This is a genomic window from Streptomyces sp. NPDC001373 (assembly GCF_042895815.1).
Lineage (GTDB): Bacteria > Actinomycetota > Actinomycetes > Streptomycetales > Streptomycetaceae > Streptomyces.
In genome coordinates this window covers 45,277-66,352 of the sequence record NZ_JBIAWQ010000009.1, presented here as the reverse complement: position 1 = coordinate 66,352, position 21,076 = coordinate 45,277, and the positions used below count along the sequence as shown (strand labels likewise).

Below are 21,076 nucleotides of genomic sequence, written 5' to 3'. Positions count from 1 at the left end.
GTAGCGAACACCTAAAGCAGGCGCGCGCCCGGGGGTGCCGTACGGGTCCGCACGCCCTCCCGCACCGCGCCCAGCAGGGCGTTCGCCCGCGGCGAGGCCGTCAGCGCCTCCAGGGTCAGGGGCCGGCCCGCCGCGTCGGCCACCGGCAGCCGCCAGTTGGGGTACTGGTCCCAGGTACCCGGGAGGTTCTGCGGCCGCCGGTCCCCCACCGCGTCCGGCAGCCATACGCCGACCAGCCGGGCCGGCGTGCGCAGCAGGAAGGCGTACAGGGCCCGTACGGCCTGCTCCTCGCCCTTGGCCTCCAGCCCCAGCCGGTCCAGCATCCGCAGCCACTGCGCGGTGTCGGCGGCGTCCTCGGCCCGCTCCCGCTCCAGGGGGCGGGTCAGCAGGCCCAGCCGGTCGCGGAGTTCGACGTGGGCACCTGCCAGTTTGGCTGCGGTGGGCGGCAGGTCGTGGGTGGTGGCGGTGGCCAGGCAGTCGGCCCGCCAGGCCTCCGGGGCCAGCGGCAGCCCGTCGCCGGACCAGTCCCGCTCGAACCAGAGCACCGAGGTGCCGAGGATCCCGCGCCGGGCCAGCGCCTCCCGTACCCGGGGCTCGACCGTACCGAGGTCCTCGCCGACCACCACGGCGCCCGCCCGGTGGGCCTCCAGGACCAGGACCGCGAGCATGGCCTCGCCGTCGTAGGAGACGTACGTGCCCCCGGCGGGCGGGGTGCCCTCCGGGATCCACCAGAGCCGGAACAGGCCCATGACGTGGTCCACGCGCACCGCGCCCGCGTACCGGAACACCCCGCGCAGCAGGGCCCGGAAGGGGGCGTACGCGTGGGCCTCCAGGACGTCGGGGCGCCAGGGCGGCAGCCCCCAGTCCTGGCCGCGCGCGTTGAAGGCGTCCGGCGGGGCGCCGACGGAGACGTGCCGGGCGTGGAAGGGGCCGGAACGGGCGTCGGAGCCCTCGGGGTGCACGCCGACGGCCAGGTCGTGGACGATGCCGACCTCCATCCCGGCCTCCCGGGCGGCCCGCTGGGCGGCGGTCAGCTGGGTGTCCGTCAGCCAGACCAGCCAGGCGTGGAAGTCGGCCCGCTCCTCGCGGTCCTCGCCGGCGGCGGCCGCGCACCAGGCGGCGTGCAGGTCGAGCCCCTGGCCCTGGGCGGCGCGGTATGCCCGGTAGGCGGCCTCGCGGGCGGGGGTGCGCGGGACGGCGTACAGCAGTTCCAGGGCGGCCCTCTTCAGGGCCCACACGGCGTCGCGGTCGATCAGGGCGCCCTTCTCCAGCACCTCGCGGCGCAGCTCACCACCCCGCGCGGCCAGTTCGGCGAGGGCCTCGCGGTCCGGGCAGGCCTCCCACTCGGGGAGGTCCTCGACGCGCAGGTACACCGGGTCGGGGAAGCGGCGGGAGGCGGGCCGGTAGGGGGAGGGGTCGGTCGGAGTGCCGGGGACGGCCGCGTGCAGCGGGTTGACCTGGATGAACCCGGCGCCGTGGGCGGAGGCGGCCCAGCGGGCCAGTTCCGCGAGGTCGGCGAGGTCGCCCATGCCCCAGGAGCGTTCCGAGAGCAGGGAGTACAGCTGGACGAGCAGCCCGTGGGCCCGCTCCGGGGCCCCCGGGGCCCGGTCCGGGGCCACGATGAGGGTGGCCCCGGCGGTGCGGCCGTCGGGGGTCTCGGCGGTCAGCCGGTGCACCCCGAGGGGCAGGCGCGGGTCCCACGCGGTCTCCCCGGCCCCGTCCTCCAGGGTCACCCGCAGCCGGGTCCCGTCCGGCAGCCCGGCCAGGGCCGCGGGATCGGGCTCGCCGCGCCACTGGACCAGGGTCGGCGGCAGCAGCCGCCCGGCCGCCTCCCGTTCGGCGGATTCGGCCGTCCTCCGTACGTCCTCGGGGGTGTCGGCGGTGACGGTGACGCCGATCAGGCCGAGCACGGCGCGGACCGTGGCCGGGGGCACCTGGACGGTGACGTCCTCGGCGGGCTGGTAGGAGGTGGCGACGCCGTGGTGGGCCGCGAGCCGGGCGAGGTCGTCCATCTGCATCCTTGGGGCTGGAAGGGCTAGGAGATCGCCTCGCTCGTGAGCGGGGCCTCGTGCACGAGCGGGGTCTCGCTGGTCAGCGGGGCGTACGCCGCTCCGGGCAGCGGGGTCTCACTGGTCAGCGGCGCGTCCGCGCACCCGGACAACGGGGATGTGCCCGCCGGGGGCACGTCCCCGGGGCCCGACTGCAGGGGCAGGTGGGCGAGCGGGGCGCGGCTGCGGGCGGCGGGCGCGGTGCGGGCGGTCATGGGGGCTCCCTCGTACGTGCTTCGGACCGGTGCTCCGGATCCGGCCGGTCCGGCGGACGCGCCCATGCAACACGTGCTCCGGACACCGCAGCCATACCCAGTCCGGGGCACCGCATTCCTGGCCGATCTTGGTCAGATCACCCCACCCGGATTGACACTTCAGCCGCACGGGTGGTGGGCTCGGGCTCATTCGTACGGGCGGGTGACGACTCGGAACGGGGAGGCTCCGTGCAGCTCAGGGGCAGGAAGCGGAGCACCGCCGCGGCGGTCGCCGTCATAGGTTCGCTGCTGGGCGGGGCGGTGGCCTCGGTCCCGGAGGGCATGCTGGCCGCGATGCCCAAGTCCCCGACCGTGCCGCGTCCCGACGGCGGGTCCGCCACCGTCGCCTCCGGCGGTTCGGGACCGCTGCTCGACCCGGCGTACGACGTTCCGCGAGCTCCCTCCCAGGGTCCGGCAGTGTGGCCGCGACCGCAGTCGGCGTCGGCCGATCCGGCCCGCGAGGTGCCGGTGGCGGCGGAGGCCGTGCTGGTGGTGCCGGAGGACGTGGACCCGTACGCCGCGGACGTGGTGCGCACCGCCCTGCGCGCGGCCGGCGTACGGACCCTGCACGACCGGCCGCCGGGGGCGGTGCTGCCCGAGGGGGCGCTCGTCGTCAGGCTCCAGGGGCCGGACGCGGAGGTGGCGCTGCGGGCGCTGGGCGCGGCCCCGGCCGGTGACCTGCCCGAGGGCGGCTACCGGCTGGCGGTGGGCAGGACCGGCGGCCGGGACACGGTCGCGCTGGCCGGGGTGGGCGCGGACGGGCTGTTCCACGGCGCGCAGACGCTGCGTCAGCTGCTGGCCGCCGGGGGCGGGAAGGTGCCCGGGATGCTGGTGCGGGACTGGCCCGTCGCGCCGGTGCGCGGGGTCACCGAGGGGTTCTACGGGCAGCCCTGGACCCGTGACCAGCGGCTCGCCCAGCTGGACTTCCTGGGCCGCACCAAGCAGAACCGGCTGCTGCTGGCGCCCGGTGACGACCCGTACCGGACGACGGCCTGGCGCGAGGAGTACCCGGCGGCGGCCCGCGAGGAGTTCCGGGAGCTGGCCGAGCGGGCCCGCGCCAACCACGTGACGCTGGGCTGGGCGGTGTCGCCGGGGCAGTCCATGTGCCTGGCGTCGGCGGAGAACCGGGCGGCGCTGCTGCGCAAGGTTGACGCCATGTGGGACCTGGGCTTCCGGGCGTTCCAGCTGCAGTTCCAGGACGTCAGCTACGCGGAGTGGGGCTGCCGGGCCGACCGGGTGCGGTACGGGACGGGGCCCGTGGCGGCGGCGAAGGCGCACGCGGAGGTCGCGGGCGAGCTGGCGGCGCACCTGGCCGAGCGGCACCCCGGGGCGGCCCCGCTGTCGCTGCTGCCGACCGAGTACTTCCAGGACGGCGCCACCGCCTATCGGACGGCCCTGGCCGGGGCGCTGGACGCGCGGGTGGAGGTGGCGTGGACGGGCGTGGGCGTGGTGCCGCGCACCATCACCGGCAAGGAGCTGGCCGGGGCGCGGTCGGCGTTCGGGCACCCGCTGGTCACGATGGACAACTACCCGGTCAACGACTGGGACCCGGACCGCATCTTCCTCGGCCCGTACGCCGGGCGCGATCCGGCGGTGGCGAGCGGTTCGGCGGGGGTGCTGGCCAACGCGATGCCGCAGGGCACCCTGTCGCGGATCCCGCTGTTCACGGCGGCGGACTACGCCTGGAACCCGAGCGGGTACCGGCCCGGGGAGTCGTGGGCGGCGGCGGTGCGCGACCTGTCGGGCCCCGACCAGCGGACCCGGGCGGCGCTGGCCGCGCTGGCGGGGAACACGGCGTCCTCGGGGCTGAAGCTGGAGGAGTCGGCGTACCTGAAGCCGCTGATGGAGGAGTTCTGGCGGGCCCGCGCGGCCGGCGACAAGGCCGCGGGGGAAAGGCTGCGTGCGGCGTTCACCGTGCTGCGCGAGGCCCCGGCGCGGCTGCCCTCCCTGTCCGGGGAGGCGGGGCCGTGGCTGGAGCGGCTGTCGCGGTACGGGGCGGCGGGCGAGCTGGCGGTGGACCTGCTGCGGGCCGAGGCCCGGGGCGACGGGGCGGCCGCCTGGCAGGCCTCGCGGGACCTGGCGGCGGCCCGTGGCGCGCTGGCGGAGCGGGACGGGGTCCGGGTGGACTCCTCGGTGCTGGACCCGTTCCTGGCGAAGGCCGCGGCGGAGTCGGACGCCTGGACCGGTGCGTCCCGGCCGGCGGGGGCGGTGCGGCGGGAGCCCGGCTCCTGGACCGTGGCGCTGGAGGAGCCGCGTCCGCTGGCGGCGGTGACGGTGATGACCGACCCGCTGGCTCCGGGCTCGCGGGGCGCGGCGGTGGAGGTGCACGTACCGGGCGAGGGCTGGCGCCGGATCGGGGAGGCCGCGGGTTCCGGGTGGACCCAGGCCGACGCGGGCGGGGTCCGGGCGGACGCGGTGCGGCTGTCGTGGGCGGGCGAGGACCCGGTGGTCCACCAGGTGGTCCCGTGGTTCGCGGACGAGCCGCAGGCGGGATTCGAACTGGCCGACGGGGGCCGGGTGGACCTGGAGATCGGCGGGGCCGCGCGGACGGTGTCGGCGCAGCTGTCGGCGGTCCGCCCGGGCGAGGTGCGGGGCGCGCTGTCCCTCTCGGGCCCTCCGCCGGCGGGCATCGAGGTCCGCCTCCCGGGCCAGGTCACGCTCCCGCGCGGCGGCCGGCTCTCCCTCCCGGTCGAGATCCGCCTGCCGGCGTCCACCCCGGCCGGCACCTACGCGATCCCCGTCACCTTCGACGGGCAGGTGCGCACGCTCACGGTCCGGGCGGTCCCGCGCACCGGCGGCCCGGACCTGCTGCGCACGGCCCGGGTCACCTCCTCGGGGGACGAGTCGGCGCGGTTCCCGGCGTCGGCGGCGGTGGACGGCGACGAGGGGACCCGCTGGTCCTCGAAGGCGGTGGACGGGGCGTGGTGGCAGGCGGAGCTGGCCGCCCCGGCCCGGGTGGGGCTGCTGACCCTGCACTGGCAGGAGGCGTACGCGTCGTCGTACCGCGTGGAGACCTCGTCGGACGGGGTCACCTGGCGGGCGGCCGCCTCCGTCTCCTCCCGGGGCGGTACGGACACGGTGCGCCTGGACCCGTCCGCGGACACCCGCTACCTCCGCGTCACCTGCGATCGGCGCGCGACCCCCTACGGGTGCAGCCTCTGGTCCGCGACGGCCTTCGCGGTGGCTCCGTAACCCTGCGGCGGCCCGCCGCCGCGCCGGGTCGGTGCCCGCGCGGCGGCGGCCCGTCAGGAGGCGGCGGCCGTCGCCCCCACCCCGATGCGCTCCAGCGCGTCGTCCGCCCCGTACGGCTGGAGGTAGGGCATCCACCGCGGATCCCTGTGCCCGGTCCCGATGATCCGCCAGGCCAGCCCCGAGGGCGGGGCCGGCTGGTGCCGCAGCCGCCAGCCGAGTTCCAGCAGGTGGCGGTCCGCTTTGACGTGGTTGCAGCGGCGGCACGCGGCGACCACGTTGTCCCAGACGTGCTGGCCCCCGCGGCTGCGCGGGATGACGTGGTCCACGCTCGTGGCGACGGCCCCGCAGTACATGCAGCGGCCGCCGTCCCGGGCGAACAGCGCGCGGCGGGTGAGTGGAACGGGCCCCCGGTAGGGGACCCGCACGAAGCGCTTGAGCCGGACCACGCTGGGAGCGGGGACCGCCTGGGTCGCGCTGTGCAGGAAGGCGCCGGATTCCTCGAGGGAGATGGCCTTGTTCTCCAGGACGAGGACGAGCGCGCGGCGGAGCGGTACGACGCCGAGGGGCTCGTACGACGCGTTGAGGACCAGGACGTGCGGCACGGACTGCCTCCTTGTACGCCGGCGGCGCGTGGCTCGCGCCGGGACGATCTGTTCTCCAGTCTCCCCTTACGGCTGGTCGAAACGCCACCACGCGCCGGTAACGGGCCCGGGGTGTTTTCAACCACACTCCCTTCATCCCCAGGTGAGGATGGTCTCTCCCTCGAACACGGCAACGAGGTCGGGCCCGTGCCCGGTTAGTGTGGAAGGCCTGCCCGCACATCCCGTTCCGTTTCCGCGGGCAGGACGCCATGCCTGGAGGTTCCCCCGTGCCCTCGCCCGCGACCCTGCTCCCGTTGGCAGCGACCACCGACGACGCCGCCGAGAGCGTGACCAACGCCGCGAGCTTCATCGAGGAGAACTGGGCCACCTGGCTGAGCATCGGCCTGCGGATCCTGCTGATCATCGTGATCGCGGCCGCGCTCCGCTCGGTCGTCCGCAAAGCCCTGACCAAGCTGATAAGCCGGATGAACACGAGCGCGGAGGCCGTCGAGGGCACCGCGCTCGGCGGGCTGCTGGTCAATGCCGAGCGGCGGCGCCAGCGTTCCGAGGCGATCGGCTCGGTGCTGCGCTCGGTGGCCTCGTTCCTGATCCTGGGCACGGCGGCGCTGATGGTGCTGGCGGCTCTGAAGATCGATCTGGCCCCGCTGCTGGCGAGTGCCGGTGTGGCCGGCGTGGCGATCGGTTTCGGTGCCCGCAACCTGGTCACGGACTTCCTGTCCGGCGTGTTCATGATCATGGAGGACCAGTACGGCGTCGGTGACAAGATCGACGCGGGCGTGGCCTCCGGCGAGGTGGTCGAGGTCGGCCTGCGCGTGACCAAGCTGCGCGGCGACAACGGTGAGATCTGGTACGTCCGCAACGGAGAGATCAAGCGGATCGGCAACCTCAGCCAGGGCTGGGCGACCGCGGGCGTGGCCGTGCAGGTCAAGCCGACCGAGAACCTCCCCCGGCTCCGCGCGACCCTCCAGGAGGTGGCGGACACCTTCGCCAAGGAGTCCCCGTGGGACGAGCGCCTGTGGGGCCCGGTGGAGGTGCTGGGCCTGGACGAGGTGCTGCTGGCCTCGATGACCGTGAAGGTGTCGGCGAAGACGATGCCGGGCCAGCAGTTCGCCGTGGAGCGCGAGCTGCGCTGGCGGATCAAGGAGGCCTTCGACGCCGCCGGCATCCGGATCGTCGGCGGCCTGCAGGCGGCCGACGAGGAGGAGGCCCCGGCCGACCCGTCGGCCTCGGTCGCCCCGCCGTCGGCGCTGGCCAACCCGGCCTCGCCGCAGTCCCTGGCCACGACCCCGATCCCGGCTCCGGCCTCCCCCCGGCTCCCCAAGTAGCCCGCACCGCGCCACCACGGCACCACCGCCCCGCCGGGCTTCCGGCGGGGCGGTTTCATTGACACCGCCCGGCAAGCGATAGGAAACTTACCTAACAGTTCGCTTCGGTGAGGGAGAGCCTCGTCATGCCCGCCGCCACGCCCGGAACGCCCAGCCTGCTGCGCGCCATGAACGACCGCGCCGCCCTGGAGCTGCTGCTGACGCACGGCCCCCTGTCGCGGACCCGCATCGGACAGCTCACCGGCCTCTCCAAGCCCACCGCCTCCCAGCTGCTGGCGCGACTGGAGGCCGCCGGGCTGGTCGTGGCCACCGGAACGGACGGCGGCCGGCCCGGCCCCAACGCCCAGCTGTACGCGCTCGACGCCCGCGCCGCCCACGTCGGCGGCCTCGACGTGACCCCCGACCGGGTGCTCGCCGCCGTCGCCGACCTCACCGGCACCGTCGTCGGCCGCTTCGAACTGCCCTACGCGGAGGGCGCCGACGCCGTCGGCCAGGTCACCGGCGCCCTCGCCGGCGCCCTCGCCGACGCCGGACTCCACCGGGACGCCCTGCACCGCGTGGTCATCGCCACCCCCGGAGCCTTCGACCCCCGCTCGGGCCGGCTGCGCTATGCCAGCCACCTCCCCGGCTGGCACTCCCCCACCCTCCTCGACGAGCTGGCGGCCGCCCTGCCCGTCCCCGTCGAATACGAGAACGACGTCAACCTCGCGGCCGTCGCCGAGCAGCGCCTCGGCGCGGCCCGCGGCCACGAGGACTTCGTCCTGTTGTGGAACGAGGAGGGCCTCGGCGCCGCCCTGGTGCTCGGCGGCCGGCTGCACCGGGGCTGGACCGGCGGCGCCGGCGAGGTCGGCTTCCTGCCCGTCCCCGGACACCCTCTGGTCCGGCAGGTCACCCGGGCCAACACCGGCGGCTACCAGGAGCTGGCCGGCGTCCAGGCGCTGCCCGCGCTCGCCGCGCGGGCCGGGGTCGACACCTCGGGCCTCCCCCACGAGGCCCAGGTACCCGCCGCCGTCGGGCTGCTGCGGCGGGCCGCCGCCGAGCCCGAGGGGGCGTACCTGGACTTCCTCCGGTCGTACGCCACCGCGCTCGCGACCGGCCTGGCCTCGCTGGTCGCCGTACTCGACCCGGAGATCGTGGTCCTGGCCGGCGACGCGATCGCCGCGGGCGGCGACCCGCTGCGCGCACTGCTGGAGGCCGAGCTCGCCGAGCTGGCCCCCTCCCGGCCCCGGCTGGTCTCCGGCGAGGTCCTCGAACGGCCCGTCCTGCGCGGCGCCCTGGAGAGCGCCCTGGCCGCCACCCGCGAGGAAGTGTTCGACACCTCCCGGTAGCACCACCTCCGTCCAGCCCCGACCGGCATCCCCCCTCGGAAGTTCCTCCCCCCAGAGAGCGAGCCCCGCCATGCCCACAGCCGGACGAACGACCCCCGCGGCCACCGCACTGGCCGCCGTGTCCGCCCTGGTCCTCCTCGCCACCGCCTGCACCGGACAGGGAGCCGCCACGGCCTCCGACGACCCGAAGGCGGACACCACCCTCACCTTCTGGCACGGGTGGTCCGCGCCCGGCGAGGTCAGGGCGATCGAGGAGAACATCGCCCGCTTCGAGAAGGCCCACCCGAACATCAAGGTCAAGGTCACCGGCAACATGACCGACGACAAGATCAACCAGGCGCTGCGCGCGGGCGGCGACAAGGCCCCCGACGTGGTCTCCTCCTTCAGCACCGACAGCGTCGGCAAGTTCTGCAACTCGGGCGCCTTCGCCGACCTGAACCCCTTCCTGCGGAAGTCCGGGGTCGACAAGACGAAGGTCTTCCCCGCGCCCCTGCTGGAGTACACGCAGTTCAAGGGGAACCAGTGCACGCTCCCCCTGCTGAGCGACGCCTACGGGCTCGTCTACAACAAGACCGCCTTCGCCGCCGCCGGCATCACCGAACCGCCGCGGACCTGGAGCCAGTTCACCGAGGACGCCCGGAAGCTGACCAAACCCGCCGGGGACTCGTACGAACAGCTCGGCGTGATGCCCGTCTTCCACGGCTACGAGACCGCCCCCATGCGCCTGGCCGCCCAGTGGAGCCCCTCGTACTTCACCCCCGACGGCCGCTCCAACCTGGCCGGGGACCCCGCCTTCGCGAAGATGCTCACCGCACAGAAGGACCTGGTCGACCAGCTGGGCGGGTACGAGAAGCTGGAGCGGTTCCGGGCCGGCTTCGGCGACGAGTGGAGCGCCGAACACCCCTTCCACAAGGGACTGGTCGCCATGCAGATCGACGGGGAGTGGCGGGCCTCGATGGCCGAGGAGGCCGGGGTCGGCTTCGAGATCGGCACCGCGCCCCTGCCCGTACCGGACGACCAGGCCGCCGACTACGGCAAGGGCTACCTCTCCGGCACCGTCATGGGGATATCGGCGGCGAGCCGCAGGCAGAACGCCGCCTGGGAACTGGTGCGGTACATGACCACCGACACCGAGGCGGTGGTCTCCTTCGCCAACGCCATCCACAACGTGCCCTCGACGCTGGCCGCCCTCGCCTCCCCGCAGCTGAAGGTGACCCCCGGGTTCCGGACCTTCCTCGACATCGCCCGCCACCCGAAGTCCAGCACCACCCCGGCCCGCGCGGACGGCGGCACCTACCAGCTGACCTTCCAGAACTTCGCGTACCGCACCGAGAAGGGCGACGTGCCCGACCTCCGGGCCGGACTCGCCGCCACCGACCGGCAGATCGACACCGACATCGCCAAGGCCGAGTAGTCCGATGGCCCCGACCGTCCTCGCGGCCAGACGCCGCCGCTCCGCCCTGCGGACCCTCGCGTTCCTCTCGCCCTGGCTGATCGGCTCCGCCGTCTTCTTCGCCTACCCGCTGCTGTCCACCGCCTACTTCTCCTTCACCCGCTACGACGGCTTCCGGCCGCCCGCCTTCAGCGGCACGGCCAACTGGAGCTACGTCTTCACCGACTACCCGCTGTTCTGGCCGGCCCTGCGCAACACCCTGTGGCTGGTCGCCGTCATGGTGACCTGCCGGGTCGTCTTCGGCCTCGGCGTCGGCCTGCTCGTCACGAAGGTCAGGACGGGGGCCGGGATCTTCCGCACCCTGTTCTACCTGCCCTACCTGGCCCCGCCGGTGGCCGCGACCCTCGCCTTCGTCTTCCTCCTCAACCCCGGCACCGGCCCCGTCAACACCCTCCTCGACGGGGTGGGACTGCCCGGCCCCGGCTGGTTCACCGACCCCGGATGGTCCAAACCCGCGCTGACCGCGCTCGCGCTGTGGGGAGTCGGCGACCTGATGGTGATCTTCATGGCCGCGCTGCTCGACGTACCGAAGGAGCAGTACGAGGCCGCCGCGCTGGACGGGGCCGGCGCCTGGGCGCGCCTGCGCCACATCACCCTGCCGAACATCTCCCCGATCATCCTGTTCGCCGTGGTCACCGGGGTCATCCAGGCCATGCAGTACTACACCCAGCCGTTCGTCGCCGGGAAGGCCGCCGCCGGCGTCATCGGCGGCTCCGGGCAGCAGTTCGAGCCGGGCTACCCCGACGGGTCCACGCTGACCCTGCCCCAGCTGGTCTACAACCTCGGCTTCCAGCGGTTCGACTACGGGGCCGCCAGTGTGCTCGCGCTGGTCCTGTTCGCCCTGTCCATGGCCTTCACCGCGCTGCTGATGCGCCGCCGCGGCGGACTGACGGGAGCGGACGGATGACCGTACGCACGGGACGCCGGGCCGTACTGCACTGGATCGCCGTCCACGCGCTGGCCGTGGCCGCCGCCCTGTTCTTCGTCCTCCCGTTCGTCTTCCTCCTGCTCACCTCCCTGATGGGCGACCAGCAGGCCCTCACCCGCGACCTGTGGCCGCGCACCTGGGAATGGGGCAACTACGCGAAGGTCTGGCACACCCCCGGGTTCCTCACCTGGTGGCGCAACACCCTGCTCTACGCGGGCCTGGGCACCCTGCTCACCGTCGTCTCCTCGGTACCCGTCGCCTACGCCCTCGCCAAGTTCCGCTTCCGGGGCCGGCGGCTCGCCCTGCTGCTCGTCATCGCCGCGATGATGCTGCCGCCGCAGGTGGTCGTTCTTCCCCTGTACCTCTTCTGGGCGAGACAGCTCGACCTGTCGGGCACCCTGTGGCCGCTGATCGTCCCGATGGCCTTCGGCGACGCCTTCTCCGTCTTCCTGCTGCGCCAGTTCCTGCTGACCATCCCCGACGAGTACCTCGACGCGGCCCGCGTCGACGGCTGCGGCGAGCTGCGCACCCTGCTGCGGGTGGTCCTGCCCATGGCGAAGCCCGGCATCGCGGCCGTCGCCCTGTTCCAGTTCTTCGCCGCCTGGAACGACTACTTCGGCCCCCAGATCTACGCCTCCGACAACCCCGCCGCCTGGACCCTCAGCTACGGGCTGGAGTCGTTCAAGGGCGCGCACCACACCGACTGGAACCTCACCATGGCGGCCACGGTGCTCGTCATGGCACCGGTGATCCTCCTCTTCTTCCTCGCCCAGAAGGCGTTCGTCGAGGGCGTCACCCTGACCGGAGTGAAAGGCTGAGCCCGATGAAACTCGCAGTGGTGGGCGGCGGTTCCACCTACACCCCCGAACTGGTCGACGGGTTCGCGCGGCTGCGCGACACCCTGCCCGTCACCGAACTCGTCCTGGTCGACCCCGCCGCCGAGCGGCTGGAGCTCGTCGGCGGGCTGGCGCGGCGGATCCTCGCCCGGCAGGGGCACCCCGGCCGGATCACCACCACCTCCGACCTGGACGCGGGCGTCGCCGACGCGGACGCGGTGCTGCTCCAGCTGCGGGTCGGCGGGCAGGCGGCCCGTCTCCAGGACGAGACCTGGCCTCTGGAGTGCGGCTGCGTCGGCCAGGAGACCACCGGCGCGGGCGGGCTGGCGAAGGCCCTGCGCACCGTCCCCGTGGTGCTGGACATCGCGGATCGGGTGCGGCGGGCCGCCCCCCGGGCCTGGATCATCGACTTCACCAACCCCGTCGGGATCGTCACCCGGGCCCTGCTCCAGGCCGGGCACCGGGCGGTCGGGCTGTGCAACGTCGCCATCGGCCTCCAGCGGAAGTTCGCCGCGCTGCTGGGCGCGGCGCCCGACGACGTCCACCTCGACCACGTCGGGCTGAACCACCTGACCTGGGAGTTCGGCGTACGCCTCGGCGGGCCGGGCGGCACGGACGTGCTGCCGCGGCTGCTGGCGGAGCACGGGGAGGCCATCGCCGCCGACCTGCGGCTGCCGCGTGCGGTGCTGGACCGGCTCGGCGTGGTGCCCTCGTACTACCTGCGCTACTTCTACGCCCACGACGAGGTGGTGCGCGAGCTCGGCGCGAAGCCCTCGCGGGCGGCCGAGGTCGCCGCGATGGAGCGCGAGCTCCTCGCCCTGTACGCGGATCCCGCGCTCGACGAGAAGCCCGCGCTGCTGGCCAAGCGGGGCGGGGCCTTCTACTCGGAGGCGGCCGTGGACCTCGCGGCGGCCCTGCTGGGCGGCGGCGGCCCGTCCGTCCAGGTCGTCAACGCCCGCAACGCCGGCACGCTGCCCTTCCTCCCGGACGACGCGGTCGTCGAGGTCCAGGCGGCCGTCGACGGCTCCGGCCCGGTACCGCTGGCCGTACCCCGCCCCGACCCGCTGTACGCCGGGCTCCTCGCGCACGTGACGGCGTACGAGGACCTCGCGCTGGACGCCGCGCTGCGCGGCGGGCGCGAACGGGTCGCCCGGGCGCTGCTCGCACACCCGCTGGTCGGGCAGTTCGACCTGGCCGAGGCGCTGACGGACCGGCTGCTCGCGCACAACAAGGAGCACCTGCCATGGGCGTGAACCGCCCCTCCCCGGCCGCGGTCCTCGCGCTGGACGCGGGGAACAGCAAGACGGACGCGGTCCTGGTCGGCGCCGACGGCACGGTCCTCGGCGCCGGCCGCTCGGGGGGCTTCCAGCCGCCCCGGGCGGGGGTGGAGGCGGCCGTGGACGTCCTCGGTGAGGCCGTGGCGGCGGCCGCCGCGGCCGCCGGCCTGGCCGCGGCGCCCTTCGCCGAGCGGGTGTCGGCCTGTCTGGCCAACGCCGACCTGCCGGTGGAGGAGCGGCAGCTGGCCGGCGCGATCGCGGCGCGGGGCTGGGGCGCGGCCACGGAGGTGCGCAATGACACCTTCGCGGTCCTGCGGGCCGGGGTGGACCGGCCGCGCGGGGTCGCCGTGGTGTGCGGGGCGGGCATCAACTGCGTGGGGATGCTGCCCGACGGGCGCACCGCCCGCTTCCCCGCCCTCGGGCGGCTCTCCGGGGACTGGGGCGGCGGGGGCGGCCTGGCGGAGGAGGCCGTGTGGTGGGCGGCGCGGGCCGAGGACGGGCGCGGCGGGCCCACGGCGCTGGCGCGGGCCCTGCCGGGGCACTTCGGGCTGGCGGAGATGGCCGGGCTGATCGAGGCGGTGCACCTGGGCGGGATCCCCCGGGGGCGGCTGCACGAGCTGGTGCCGGTGCTGTTCGCGGTGGCCTCGGCGGGCGACGCCGTGGCTTCGGCGATCGTGGAGCGGCAGGCCGAGGAGGTGGTGGCGCTGGTGTCGGTGGCGCTGGAGCGGCTCGGGCTGCTGGAGGAGGAGGTGCCGGTGCTGCTGGGCGGCAGCGTGCTCGCGGCCCGGCATCCGCAGCTCAACGGCCGGATCGGGGAGCTCCTGTCCGGTCGGGCCCCGCGCGCCCGGGTCTCGGTGGTCACCGCCCCGCCGGTGCTGGGCGCGGCCCTGCTCGGCCTGGACGCCCTGGGCGCGGCGGCGGGGGCGCACGGCAGGCTCCGTACCCAATTCGGCTGAACCCGTGCCGGGGAGGGGTCCGGGCGGAACCGCGGGGGCGGGCCGGGCGTATTCACGGTGAAGGGGCGGTGGGGATGCCGGGGGAGGGTGGCCGGGGCGGTCCGGGGAGGGGATCGCCCAAGATCGAGCGCCGGGTGCTGTGGTCCGGCGCCACTACGGCCATACTGCTGCGGAGCAGAGGGACCGAGGGGGAGGCAGGGTGGCCATCACGACACGCCCGTCCGCGCCCGGGGGCGGCGCCTCCGGGGCACCCGCCGGGCCGGCCGGGCGGGGTACCGCCTGGGCCGAGGGCGTGGAGCGGCTGCGGGCGGCGGCGACGACCGAGCCGGGCCGGCTGCGGATCATCGGCGCGGTCATGGCGGCGCTGGTGCTGCTGTTCGGCGCGGTGGCGGTCTGGGAGGTCTCCGGCCGGGTCACCGCCGCGCAGGACGTGGTGGGCCGCAGCCAGCCGCTGAGCGCGGACGCGGCGAGTATCTACCGCTCCCTGGCCGATGCCGACACGGCCTCCTCCAGCGGGTTCCTCGCGGGCGCGCAGGAGCCCCGCGAGGTCCGCCAGCGCTACGAGAAGGACATGGCGAACGCCTCCCGCCTGCTGGTGAGCGCCGCGGCGAACACCGGGGCGGGCGGGGAGTCCCGCAAGGAGATAGCGCTGCTGGGCGAGCAGCTGCCCCGGTACACGGGCCTGATCGAGCAGGCCCGTGCGAACAACCGGCAGGGCCTGCCGCTGGGCGGCGCGTACCTGCGCTACGCCAACGAGCAGATGAGCACGGTGCTGCTGCCGGCCGCCCAGCGGCTGTACGAGGCGGAGACCGGCCGGCTGTACACGGACTACGACGAGGCCCGGGGCTGGCCGCTGGCCGCGACGGGCGCCGGGCTGCTGGCGCTCGCCGCGCTGGTGTGGGCGCAGCGGCGGGACTACCTGCTCACCCACCGGGTCTTCAACCACGGTCTGCTGGCGGCGACGGCGGCGGCGGCCGTGGTGCTGCTGTGGCTGACGGTGGGGCAGGCGGTGGCCCGGTCGGGGCTGGGCGAGGCCCGGGCGGGCGGGCAGGAGTCGCTGAAGGTGCTCAACGACGCCCGGATCGCCTCCCTCCAGGCGCGGGCGAACGAGAACCTGACGCTGATCGCGCGGGGTGCCGTGCTGGCCGCGGACAAGAAGTCCGACAAGTACGACGTCGACTACGAGAAGAACATGAAGCAGCTCGACGCCGGGCTGGCGCGGGCGCTGGAGCTGGCCGACGACGCGAGCGGCCGGGATCCCGTGTCGAAGGCGCTGGCGGGTGCGGCGCAGTGGAAGCAGCGGCACGCGGCGGCCCGGGAGGCGGACATGAGGGGCGACTATGAGCTCGCCCTGACCCAGGTGATCGGGGGCAAGGGGCGCAAGGACAGCAGCGGTGCCTCGTTCGACACGGTGGACGCCTCCCTGGAGCAGGCCGTGGCCCATGAGCAGAAGCAGTTCACCCGGGCCGCCCGGGGCGGGCTCGGCGCACTGGGCGGGCTGGTGACGGGCTCGGCGGCGCTGACGGTGGTCGGTGCGGGCGCGGCCCTCCTCGGCATCGGTCGCAGGCTTTCGGAGTACAGGTGAGTGCGATGCGGATACGGCGGACACGGGCGGAGCGGGCCGGCCGGCTGCGGCGTGCGGCGGGGCGGCTGCGCGGCTGGGGCGGGGTGAGCGCGATGGCCGCCGCCTGTGCCATGACGGCCGCCGCCGTGCTGCTGCCGCTGGCGCGGTCCTCACCGGGCACCGCGCACCACCCGGGCGTGGTGCACGAGCCCGCCTCGATGGCGGCGGCCCCCTTCGTGCCCGCCGACACCTGCCCGGACCCGGAGGCCAGCCTGCGCCCGTCCGCGCTGGACGGGCCGACGATCGAGCGGATCCGCAAGGCGGGCAAGCTGGTCGCGGGCGTCGACCAGAACAGCTTCAAGTGGGGCTACCGCAATCCGGACGGGCACCTCGACGGCTTCGACATCGACCTGGTCAAGGCCATAGCCAAGGACATCCTGGGCAACGAGGAGGCGGTCATCTACCGGGCCATTCCCACCAGCCAGCGGATCCCGGCGCTCCAGGAGGGCCGCGTCGACGTCGTCGTGCGGACCATGACGATCAACTGCCAGCGGCTGGAGGACGTGGCCTTCTCCACGGCCTACTTCGAGGCGGGCCAGCAGGTCCTGGCGCCCAAGGGCTCCCCGATCACGGGGTACGACGCCTCGCTGAAGGGCCGCCGGATCTGCACGGCCGCCGGCTCCACCGCGGAGGCGGCCCTCAGGTCCCAGGGGTACGGCGCGGTGGCGGTCTCGGTGCCGAACCAGCTGGACTGCCTGGTGCGGCTCCAGCTGGGCGAGGTCGACGGGATCATCACCGACAACGCGCTGGCCGCCGGGCAGGCGGCGCAGGACCCGTCGGTGCAGCTGGTCGGCGCGCCGTTCACCCGCGAGTTCTACGGTGTGGCGATGAACAAGGACGCCTCGGACCTGGTGCGCCGGGTCAACAAGGTGCTGGAGAACTACCGCGCGGGCGGTGACCAGAGCCCGTGGGCGACGTCCTACCGCAAGCACTTCGAGGACGTGCTGCCGAAGGCCGCGGTGCCGCCCGCGCCCAAGTACCGGGAGGGCTGAGGCCGGTGGTGGGGGTACCGCCCGCTCACGGGGCAGGATCGGAACCGTACGTGAGCCAGACGGGGCTGATGGACCGGGACGACGTCGACCGCGCGCTGACGCGGCTGGGCGCCGAGCACGAGGCCGTCGAGACCTCGCTGCTCGCGCTCCAGGACCATGCCGGGCGCCGGCTGCTGGAGGGCGCGGCGCTCAGCGGGGTCACCAAGGAGCGCTGGGCCGCCGCCGACGCGGCCGTCACCCGGCTGTGGACGTACTTCGACGCCTACAGCGGGGCGCTGGCGGCCGCCCGGGAGATCCGTGAGCGGCGGCGCTGGCCGAGCCGCGAGGACCTGGCCGAGCTGACGGAGCGGCTGCGCGGGCCGGGCGTGACGATCGCCGGCGCCGGGGCGGAGGGCGCCGCGCTGGCGGAGCGCTTCTCCCTGGCCGAGCTGGTGGCCCGGATGAACGAGCTGTACGCCGCCTCGCTGGACGTGGTGGTCGCCGCCGACACGGTGTGGTCGGCGCTGCCCGCGCGGATCGACCTGCTCGCCGCCGAGCTGCACCGGACGCGCTCGCTGGCGCACTCGGTGGGGGTCCGGCCGGGCGAACACCCCGCGGGGGACGACCTGGAGGAGATCACTGCCGAACTGGTGCAGCTGCGGGAGGCGGTGATCGCGGACCCGCTGGCCTTCTGGGTGCCGGCGGCGGGGAGTTCCGCCCCGGGCGGCGGCCGCCCCGACACCGCCCGCTACGACCGGGCGGCCCGTGCCCTGGACGACGTACGCCGGGAGGTCGAGGCGGTCCTGACCGTACGGCAGGACGCGGAGGCCCGGTTGATCGCGCTGCGGGACGTGCTCTCGCGGGCCGACCGGACCCTGGCGGAGGCGCGCACGGCACGGGGCGAGGTGCTGGCGAAGATCGCGGCGTCGGAGGTCCCGGCGGTCAGCGGCCCGCCGACGGCCCTTCAGGAGCATCTGGCGGCGGCGGCCGAGTACCGGCGGCAGTCGCAGTGGCACCGGCTGTCCCCGCTCCTGGACGCCCTGGAGGACCGGGCCGACGAGGAACTGCGGCGGGCCCGTGAATCGTTGACCGCGGTGACGGCGCCCCTGGCGGTGCGGGCCGAGCTGCGCGGGCGCCTCGACGCGTACCGGGCGAAGGTGGCCCGGCACGGCCTGGCGGAGGATCCGCTGCTGATCGAGCGCTACGACACGGCCCGGCGGATGCTGTGGAGCGCGCCGTGCGACCTGCGGGCGGCGGAGGGGGCGGTGCTGCGCTACCAGCAGGCGGCGGCCGAGGCGCTGGCCCCGCAGGAGGACCGACGGCCCGACGGGCCCGGGGACGAGGAGGCATGAGCCTGATCGGAACACCCTGCCTGCGCTCCGGCTGCCCGGGCGCCTACGAGGACATGGGCGGCGGCGAGGTGTACTGCGACACCTGCGGGCTGGCCCCGGTGGGTGCGGTCGCGGCGGGCGCCGAGGAGCTGGTGTCCCCGCCGACGGGGATGACGAGCGCCGCCCGGCACGGGGACTCCCGGGGGTCGGCGGGCTCGCACGGCTCCGGCCGGTCCTCGGCGTCGGCGCGCTCGGCGTCCTCCCGGTCCTCGTCCTCGCGCCGCTCGGTATCCGGGCGGCTGTCACGCTCCCTGCCCGGCTCGGGGTCCAGCAGGTCGGTCTCGGTGCGCAGTTCGGGATCGGCACCCGGCTCGTCGGGGCGCAGCCGACTGGGCGCGGGCCTGGTCAGCGTGCCGGAGGTGCCGCGTCCGGACCCTTCGTCGGCGGTGCTGGAGAACCCGGAGGTGCCGGAACGCAAGCGGTTCTGCTCGCGCTCGGACTGCGGGGCTCCGGTGGGCCGTGCGCGGGGGGACCGGCCGGGCCGGACGGAAGGGTTCTGCACCAAGTGCGGGCATCCGTACTCCTTCGTCCCGAAGCTGCGCTCCGGGGACGTGGTGCACGGCCAGTACGAGGTGGCGGGCTGCCTCGCGCACGGCGGGCTGGGCTGGGTCTACCTGGCGGTGGACCGGGCGGTCTCGCACCGCTGGGTGGTGCTCAAGGGCCTCCTGGACACCGGGGACCAGGACGCGATGGAGGCGGCGATCTCCGAGCGGCGCTTCCTCGCGGAGATCGAGCACTCCAACATCGTGCGCATCTACAACTTCGTGGAGCACCTCGACCAGCGGACGGGTTCGCTGGACGGGTACATCGTCATGGAGTACGTGGGCGGCAAGTCGCTGAAGGAGATCGCGAACGAGCGGCGCCGGCCGGACGGGCGGCGCGATCCGCTGCCGGTGGAGCAGGCGTGCGCGTACGGCATCGAGGCCCTGGAGGCCCTCGGTCACCTGCACAGCCGCAACCTGCTGTACTGCGACTTCAAGGTGGACAACGCGATCCAGCAGCAGGACCAGCTGAAGCTGATCGACATGGGCGCGGTGCGGCGGATGGACGACGGGGAGTCGGCCATATACGGCACGGTGGGCTACCAGGCACCGGAGGTCGCGGAGCTGGGGCCTTCGGTGGCCTCGGACCTGTACACGGTGGCGCGGACGCTGGCGGTGCTGACGTTCGACTTCCAGGGCTACACGAACGTGTTCGTGGACTCCCTGCCGAATCCGGAGCACATCGAGGTGTTCCAGCGGTACGAGTCCTTCTACCGGCTGCTGGTGCGCGCCACCGACCCCGATCCGGGGCGGCGGTTCGCGTCCGCGCAGGAGATGGCGGACCAGCTGACGGGCGTGCTGCGGGAGGTGGTCGCGCTCCAGACGGGCCGGCCGCGGCCGCAGCTGTCGACCCTGTTCGGCCCGGAGCTGCGCGTCCCGGACACCCAGCTGTACGAGGACGCCCCGGACGCGGAGGTCTCCCGCCTGGGCCCCCGTCCCCTTCCCCGCCGGGGCTTCGCCCTGGGCCGCCGCACAGCGCGCGCGGTCGCGGTCGCGGGCTCCGCGGCGGGTCCGGAGCCGGAGGGGCTCGCGGAACAGGGCGCTCCGGCACCGGAGGCAGCAGGCCCCGGGTCCGTGGCCTGCGGGGGCGGGACACCGGAGGCGGGGGGACGCGCCTCCGGCGGACCGGCCCCCGAGGGCCCCTGGTCCGGCCCGGCCGGGTCCGGGGTCCCTGGGGCGGCGGGACCCGCCGGGGCGGCGCCCCGGGCGTTCGGGCTCGCCGAGCCGGGCCCCGTGTCAGGCGGCCGCATGCCGGTGTCCGGCGGGGCCGCGGCCGGGGTTTCCGCGCTCGGGACCACCGCCACGCACGTGGGTGGCGCCGGCTTGCCCGGACCCCGGCAGGCACCGGCGGCACCCGCGGCTGCGGCCGTCTCCGCTCCCTTCACACCGGCCGCGGGACCGGCACCGGAGGCGGCGGGCGGGCTGGCTCCGCTCGACGCCGCCGACACCGCCCTGGCCCTGCCCGTACCGCTGGTGGACCCGGCCGACCCGAACGCCGGGTTCCTGGCCGGCCTGCTCGCCTCCGCCCCCGCCGACCTGCTCGGCGCCCTGGGCGCGGCCCCCGCCGACTCCGCCGAGCTGCGGCTGCGGGAGCTGCGCGCCCGGCTGGAGCTGGGCGAACTGGTCCCGGCCGCACGGGCCCTGGCCGAGCTGGAGGCCAAGTACCCCGACGACTGGCGGGTGGTGTGGGCGCGCGGCGTCGCCTCACTGGCCACCGGGGACAACGAGATAGCGGCCCTGTCCTTCGACGCCGTCTACGACGCCTTCCCGGGGGAGCCCGCGCCGAAGCTGGCGCTCGCGCTGTGCGCGGAGATCCTGGGCCAGCTGGACAACGCGGCCGAGTACTACCGGCTCGTCTGGATCACCGATCCGGGTTTCGTGAGCGCGGCGTTCGGCCTGGCCCGAGTCCAACTGGCTTGCGGGGACCGGGCCGCCGCGGTCCGGACGCTGGAATCCGTACCGGAGTCCTCGATCCACTACACCGCCGCACGGGTGGCGGCCGTACGGGCACGCCTGCGCGACCGGTCCCCGCAGGAGGGGCTGCTGGCCGACCTCGGAGCGGCTTCCGACCAGGTCGAGGCGTTGCGGCGGTTCGGGCTGGACCCGGAGCGGCAGGAGCGGCTGGCGACGGAGGTTCTGGGCGCGGCCCTGGACTGGGTACTGTCGGGCAGCCGGGGTGCCGACCCCGGCCGGAGCTCGTTGCTCGGCAGTCAAATGGACGAGCGGGGGCTGCGCTTCGGCCTGGAGCGCTCCTACCGCGTCCTCGCCCGGCTGGCACAGCGGGGCGAGGAGAGGATCGAACTGGTGGAGCGGGCCAACCGTTTCCGTCCCCGGACGTGGGTGTGAGTG

At 75.1% G+C, this 21,076-nt stretch carries 15 protein-coding genes; 12 read left to right on the top strand and 3 right to left on the bottom strand.

Annotated elements, in window-relative coordinates:
* Nucleotides 1-11: 11 nt before the first annotated feature.
* The gene (locus tag ACFY15_RS21095; protein ID WP_390825922.1) at nucleotides 12-2,018 is read right to left on the bottom strand and encodes a 4-alpha-glucanotransferase; all 2,007 of its coding nucleotides are present in this window, start codon (nucleotides 2,016-2,018) and stop codon (nucleotides 12-14) included.
* A gap of 17 nt (nucleotides 2,019-2,035) precedes the next feature.
* Nucleotides 2,036-2,263, bottom strand: a complete 228-nt coding sequence (locus ACFY15_RS21090; protein WP_390687343.1) for a hypothetical protein — start codon at nucleotides 2,261-2,263, stop codon at nucleotides 2,036-2,038.
* Nucleotides 2,264-2,491: 228 nt separating this feature from the next.
* Here ACFY15_RS21090 and ACFY15_RS21085 point away from each other — a divergent pair, with 228 nt between their 5' ends.
* On the top strand, nucleotides 2,492-5,494 hold the full coding sequence (locus ACFY15_RS21085) for a beta-N-acetylglucosaminidase domain-containing protein (RefSeq protein WP_390825921.1): 3,003 nt from the start codon (nucleotides 2,492-2,494) through the stop codon (nucleotides 5,492-5,494).
* Between the two features lie 53 nt (nucleotides 5,495-5,547).
* Here ACFY15_RS21085 and ACFY15_RS21080 read toward each other — a convergent pair whose 3' ends face one another.
* Nucleotides 5,548-6,096: an HNH endonuclease gene (locus ACFY15_RS21080; RefSeq protein WP_042810104.1), complete on the bottom strand. Its 549-nt coding sequence runs from the start codon at nucleotides 6,094-6,096 to the stop codon at nucleotides 5,548-5,550.
* Between the two features lie 248 nt (nucleotides 6,097-6,344).
* Here ACFY15_RS21080 and ACFY15_RS21075 point away from each other — a divergent pair, with 248 nt between their 5' ends.
* From ACFY15_RS21075 to ACFY15_RS21025, 11 genes are all read left to right on the top strand, one after another.
* Nucleotides 6,345-7,421, top strand: coding sequence for a mechanosensitive ion channel family protein (locus ACFY15_RS21075; protein ID WP_390825920.1), 1,077 nt, complete (start codon nucleotides 6,345-6,347; stop codon nucleotides 7,419-7,421).
* Nucleotides 7,422-7,546: 125 nt separating this feature from the next.
* Nucleotides 7,547-8,749: an ROK family protein gene (locus ACFY15_RS21070; protein WP_390825919.1), complete on the top strand. Its 1,203-nt coding sequence runs from the start codon at nucleotides 7,547-7,549 to the stop codon at nucleotides 8,747-8,749.
* Nucleotides 8,750-8,819: 70 nt separating this feature from the next.
* Nucleotides 8,820-10,163, top strand: coding sequence for an ABC transporter substrate-binding protein (locus ACFY15_RS21065; protein ID WP_390825918.1), 1,344 nt, complete (start codon nucleotides 8,820-8,822; stop codon nucleotides 10,161-10,163).
* Between the two features lie 4 nt (nucleotides 10,164-10,167).
* On the top strand, nucleotides 10,168-11,109 hold the full coding sequence (locus ACFY15_RS21060; RefSeq protein WP_390825917.1) for a carbohydrate ABC transporter permease: 942 nt from the start codon (nucleotides 10,168-10,170) through the stop codon (nucleotides 11,107-11,109).
* Nucleotides 11,106-11,948, top strand: coding sequence for a carbohydrate ABC transporter permease (locus ACFY15_RS21055; protein ID WP_390825916.1), 843 nt, complete (start codon nucleotides 11,106-11,108; stop codon nucleotides 11,946-11,948). The genes ACFY15_RS21060 and ACFY15_RS21055 overlap by 4 nt, the downstream gene beginning before the upstream one ends.
* A gap of 5 nt (nucleotides 11,949-11,953) precedes the next feature.
* Nucleotides 11,954-13,219 (top strand): 6-phospho-beta-glucosidase, encoded by a 1,266-nt coding sequence (locus ACFY15_RS21050; RefSeq protein WP_390825915.1) that lies wholly within the window; start codon nucleotides 11,954-11,956, stop codon nucleotides 13,217-13,219.
* The gene (locus tag ACFY15_RS21045; protein WP_390825914.1) at nucleotides 13,210-14,199 is read left to right on the top strand and encodes an N-acetylglucosamine kinase; all 990 of its coding nucleotides are present in this window, start codon (nucleotides 13,210-13,212) and stop codon (nucleotides 14,197-14,199) included. Before ACFY15_RS21050 ends, ACFY15_RS21045 begins: the two co-directional genes overlap by 10 nt.
* Before the next feature lie 199 nt (nucleotides 14,200-14,398).
* Nucleotides 14,399-15,784: a hypothetical protein gene (locus ACFY15_RS21040; protein WP_390687352.1), complete on the top strand. Its 1,386-nt coding sequence runs from the start codon at nucleotides 14,399-14,401 to the stop codon at nucleotides 15,782-15,784.
* A gap of 5 nt (nucleotides 15,785-15,789) precedes the next feature.
* The gene (locus tag ACFY15_RS21035; protein WP_390687353.1) at nucleotides 15,790-16,815 is read left to right on the top strand and encodes a glutamate ABC transporter substrate-binding protein; all 1,026 of its coding nucleotides are present in this window, start codon (nucleotides 15,790-15,792) and stop codon (nucleotides 16,813-16,815) included.
* Between the two features lie 68 nt (nucleotides 16,816-16,883).
* Nucleotides 16,884-18,146 (top strand): hypothetical protein, encoded by a 1,263-nt coding sequence (locus ACFY15_RS21030; protein ID WP_390825982.1) that lies wholly within the window; start codon nucleotides 16,884-16,886, stop codon nucleotides 18,144-18,146.
* On the top strand, nucleotides 18,143-21,073 hold the full coding sequence (locus tag ACFY15_RS21025) for a tetratricopeptide repeat protein (RefSeq protein WP_390825913.1): 2,931 nt from the start codon (nucleotides 18,143-18,145) through the stop codon (nucleotides 21,071-21,073). Before ACFY15_RS21030 ends, ACFY15_RS21025 begins: the two co-directional genes overlap by 4 nt.
* Nucleotides 21,074-21,076: the final 3 nt, after the last annotated feature.

Coding starts and splice junctions, on each gene's coding strand:
- ACFY15_RS21060 (WP_390825917.1), top strand. CDS start 10,168: ATGGCCCCGACCGTCCTCGCGGCCAGACGCCGCCGCTCCGCCCTGCGG.
- ACFY15_RS21055 (WP_390825916.1), top strand. CDS start 11,106: ATGACCGTACGCACGGGACGCCGGGCCGTACTGCACTGGATCGCCGTC.
- ACFY15_RS21030 (WP_390825982.1), top strand. CDS start 16,884: ATGGACCGGGACGACGTCGACCGCGCGCTGACGCGGCTGGGCGCCGAG.
- ACFY15_RS21095 (WP_390825922.1), bottom strand. CDS start 2,018: ATGCAGATGGACGACCTCGCCCGGCTCGCGGCCCACCACGGCGTCGCC.
- ACFY15_RS21070 (WP_390825919.1), top strand. CDS start 7,547: ATGCCCGCCGCCACGCCCGGAACGCCCAGCCTGCTGCGCGCCATGAAC.
- ACFY15_RS21075 (WP_390825920.1), top strand. CDS start 6,345: ATGCCTGGAGGTTCCCCCGTGCCCTCGCCCGCGACCCTGCTCCCGTTG.
- ACFY15_RS21050 (WP_390825915.1), top strand. CDS start 11,954: ATGAAACTCGCAGTGGTGGGCGGCGGTTCCACCTACACCCCCGAACTG.
- ACFY15_RS21045 (WP_390825914.1), top strand. CDS start 13,210: ATGGGCGTGAACCGCCCCTCCCCGGCCGCGGTCCTCGCGCTGGACGCG.
- ACFY15_RS21025 (WP_390825913.1), top strand. CDS start 18,143: ATGAGCCTGATCGGAACACCCTGCCTGCGCTCCGGCTGCCCGGGCGCC.
- ACFY15_RS21065 (WP_390825918.1), top strand. CDS start 8,820: ATGCCCACAGCCGGACGAACGACCCCCGCGGCCACCGCACTGGCCGCC.
- ACFY15_RS21090 (WP_390687343.1), bottom strand. CDS start 2,263: ATGACCGCCCGCACCGCGCCCGCCGCCCGCAGCCGCGCCCCGCTCGCC.
- ACFY15_RS21035 (WP_390687353.1), top strand. CDS start 15,790: ATGCGGATACGGCGGACACGGGCGGAGCGGGCCGGCCGGCTGCGGCGT.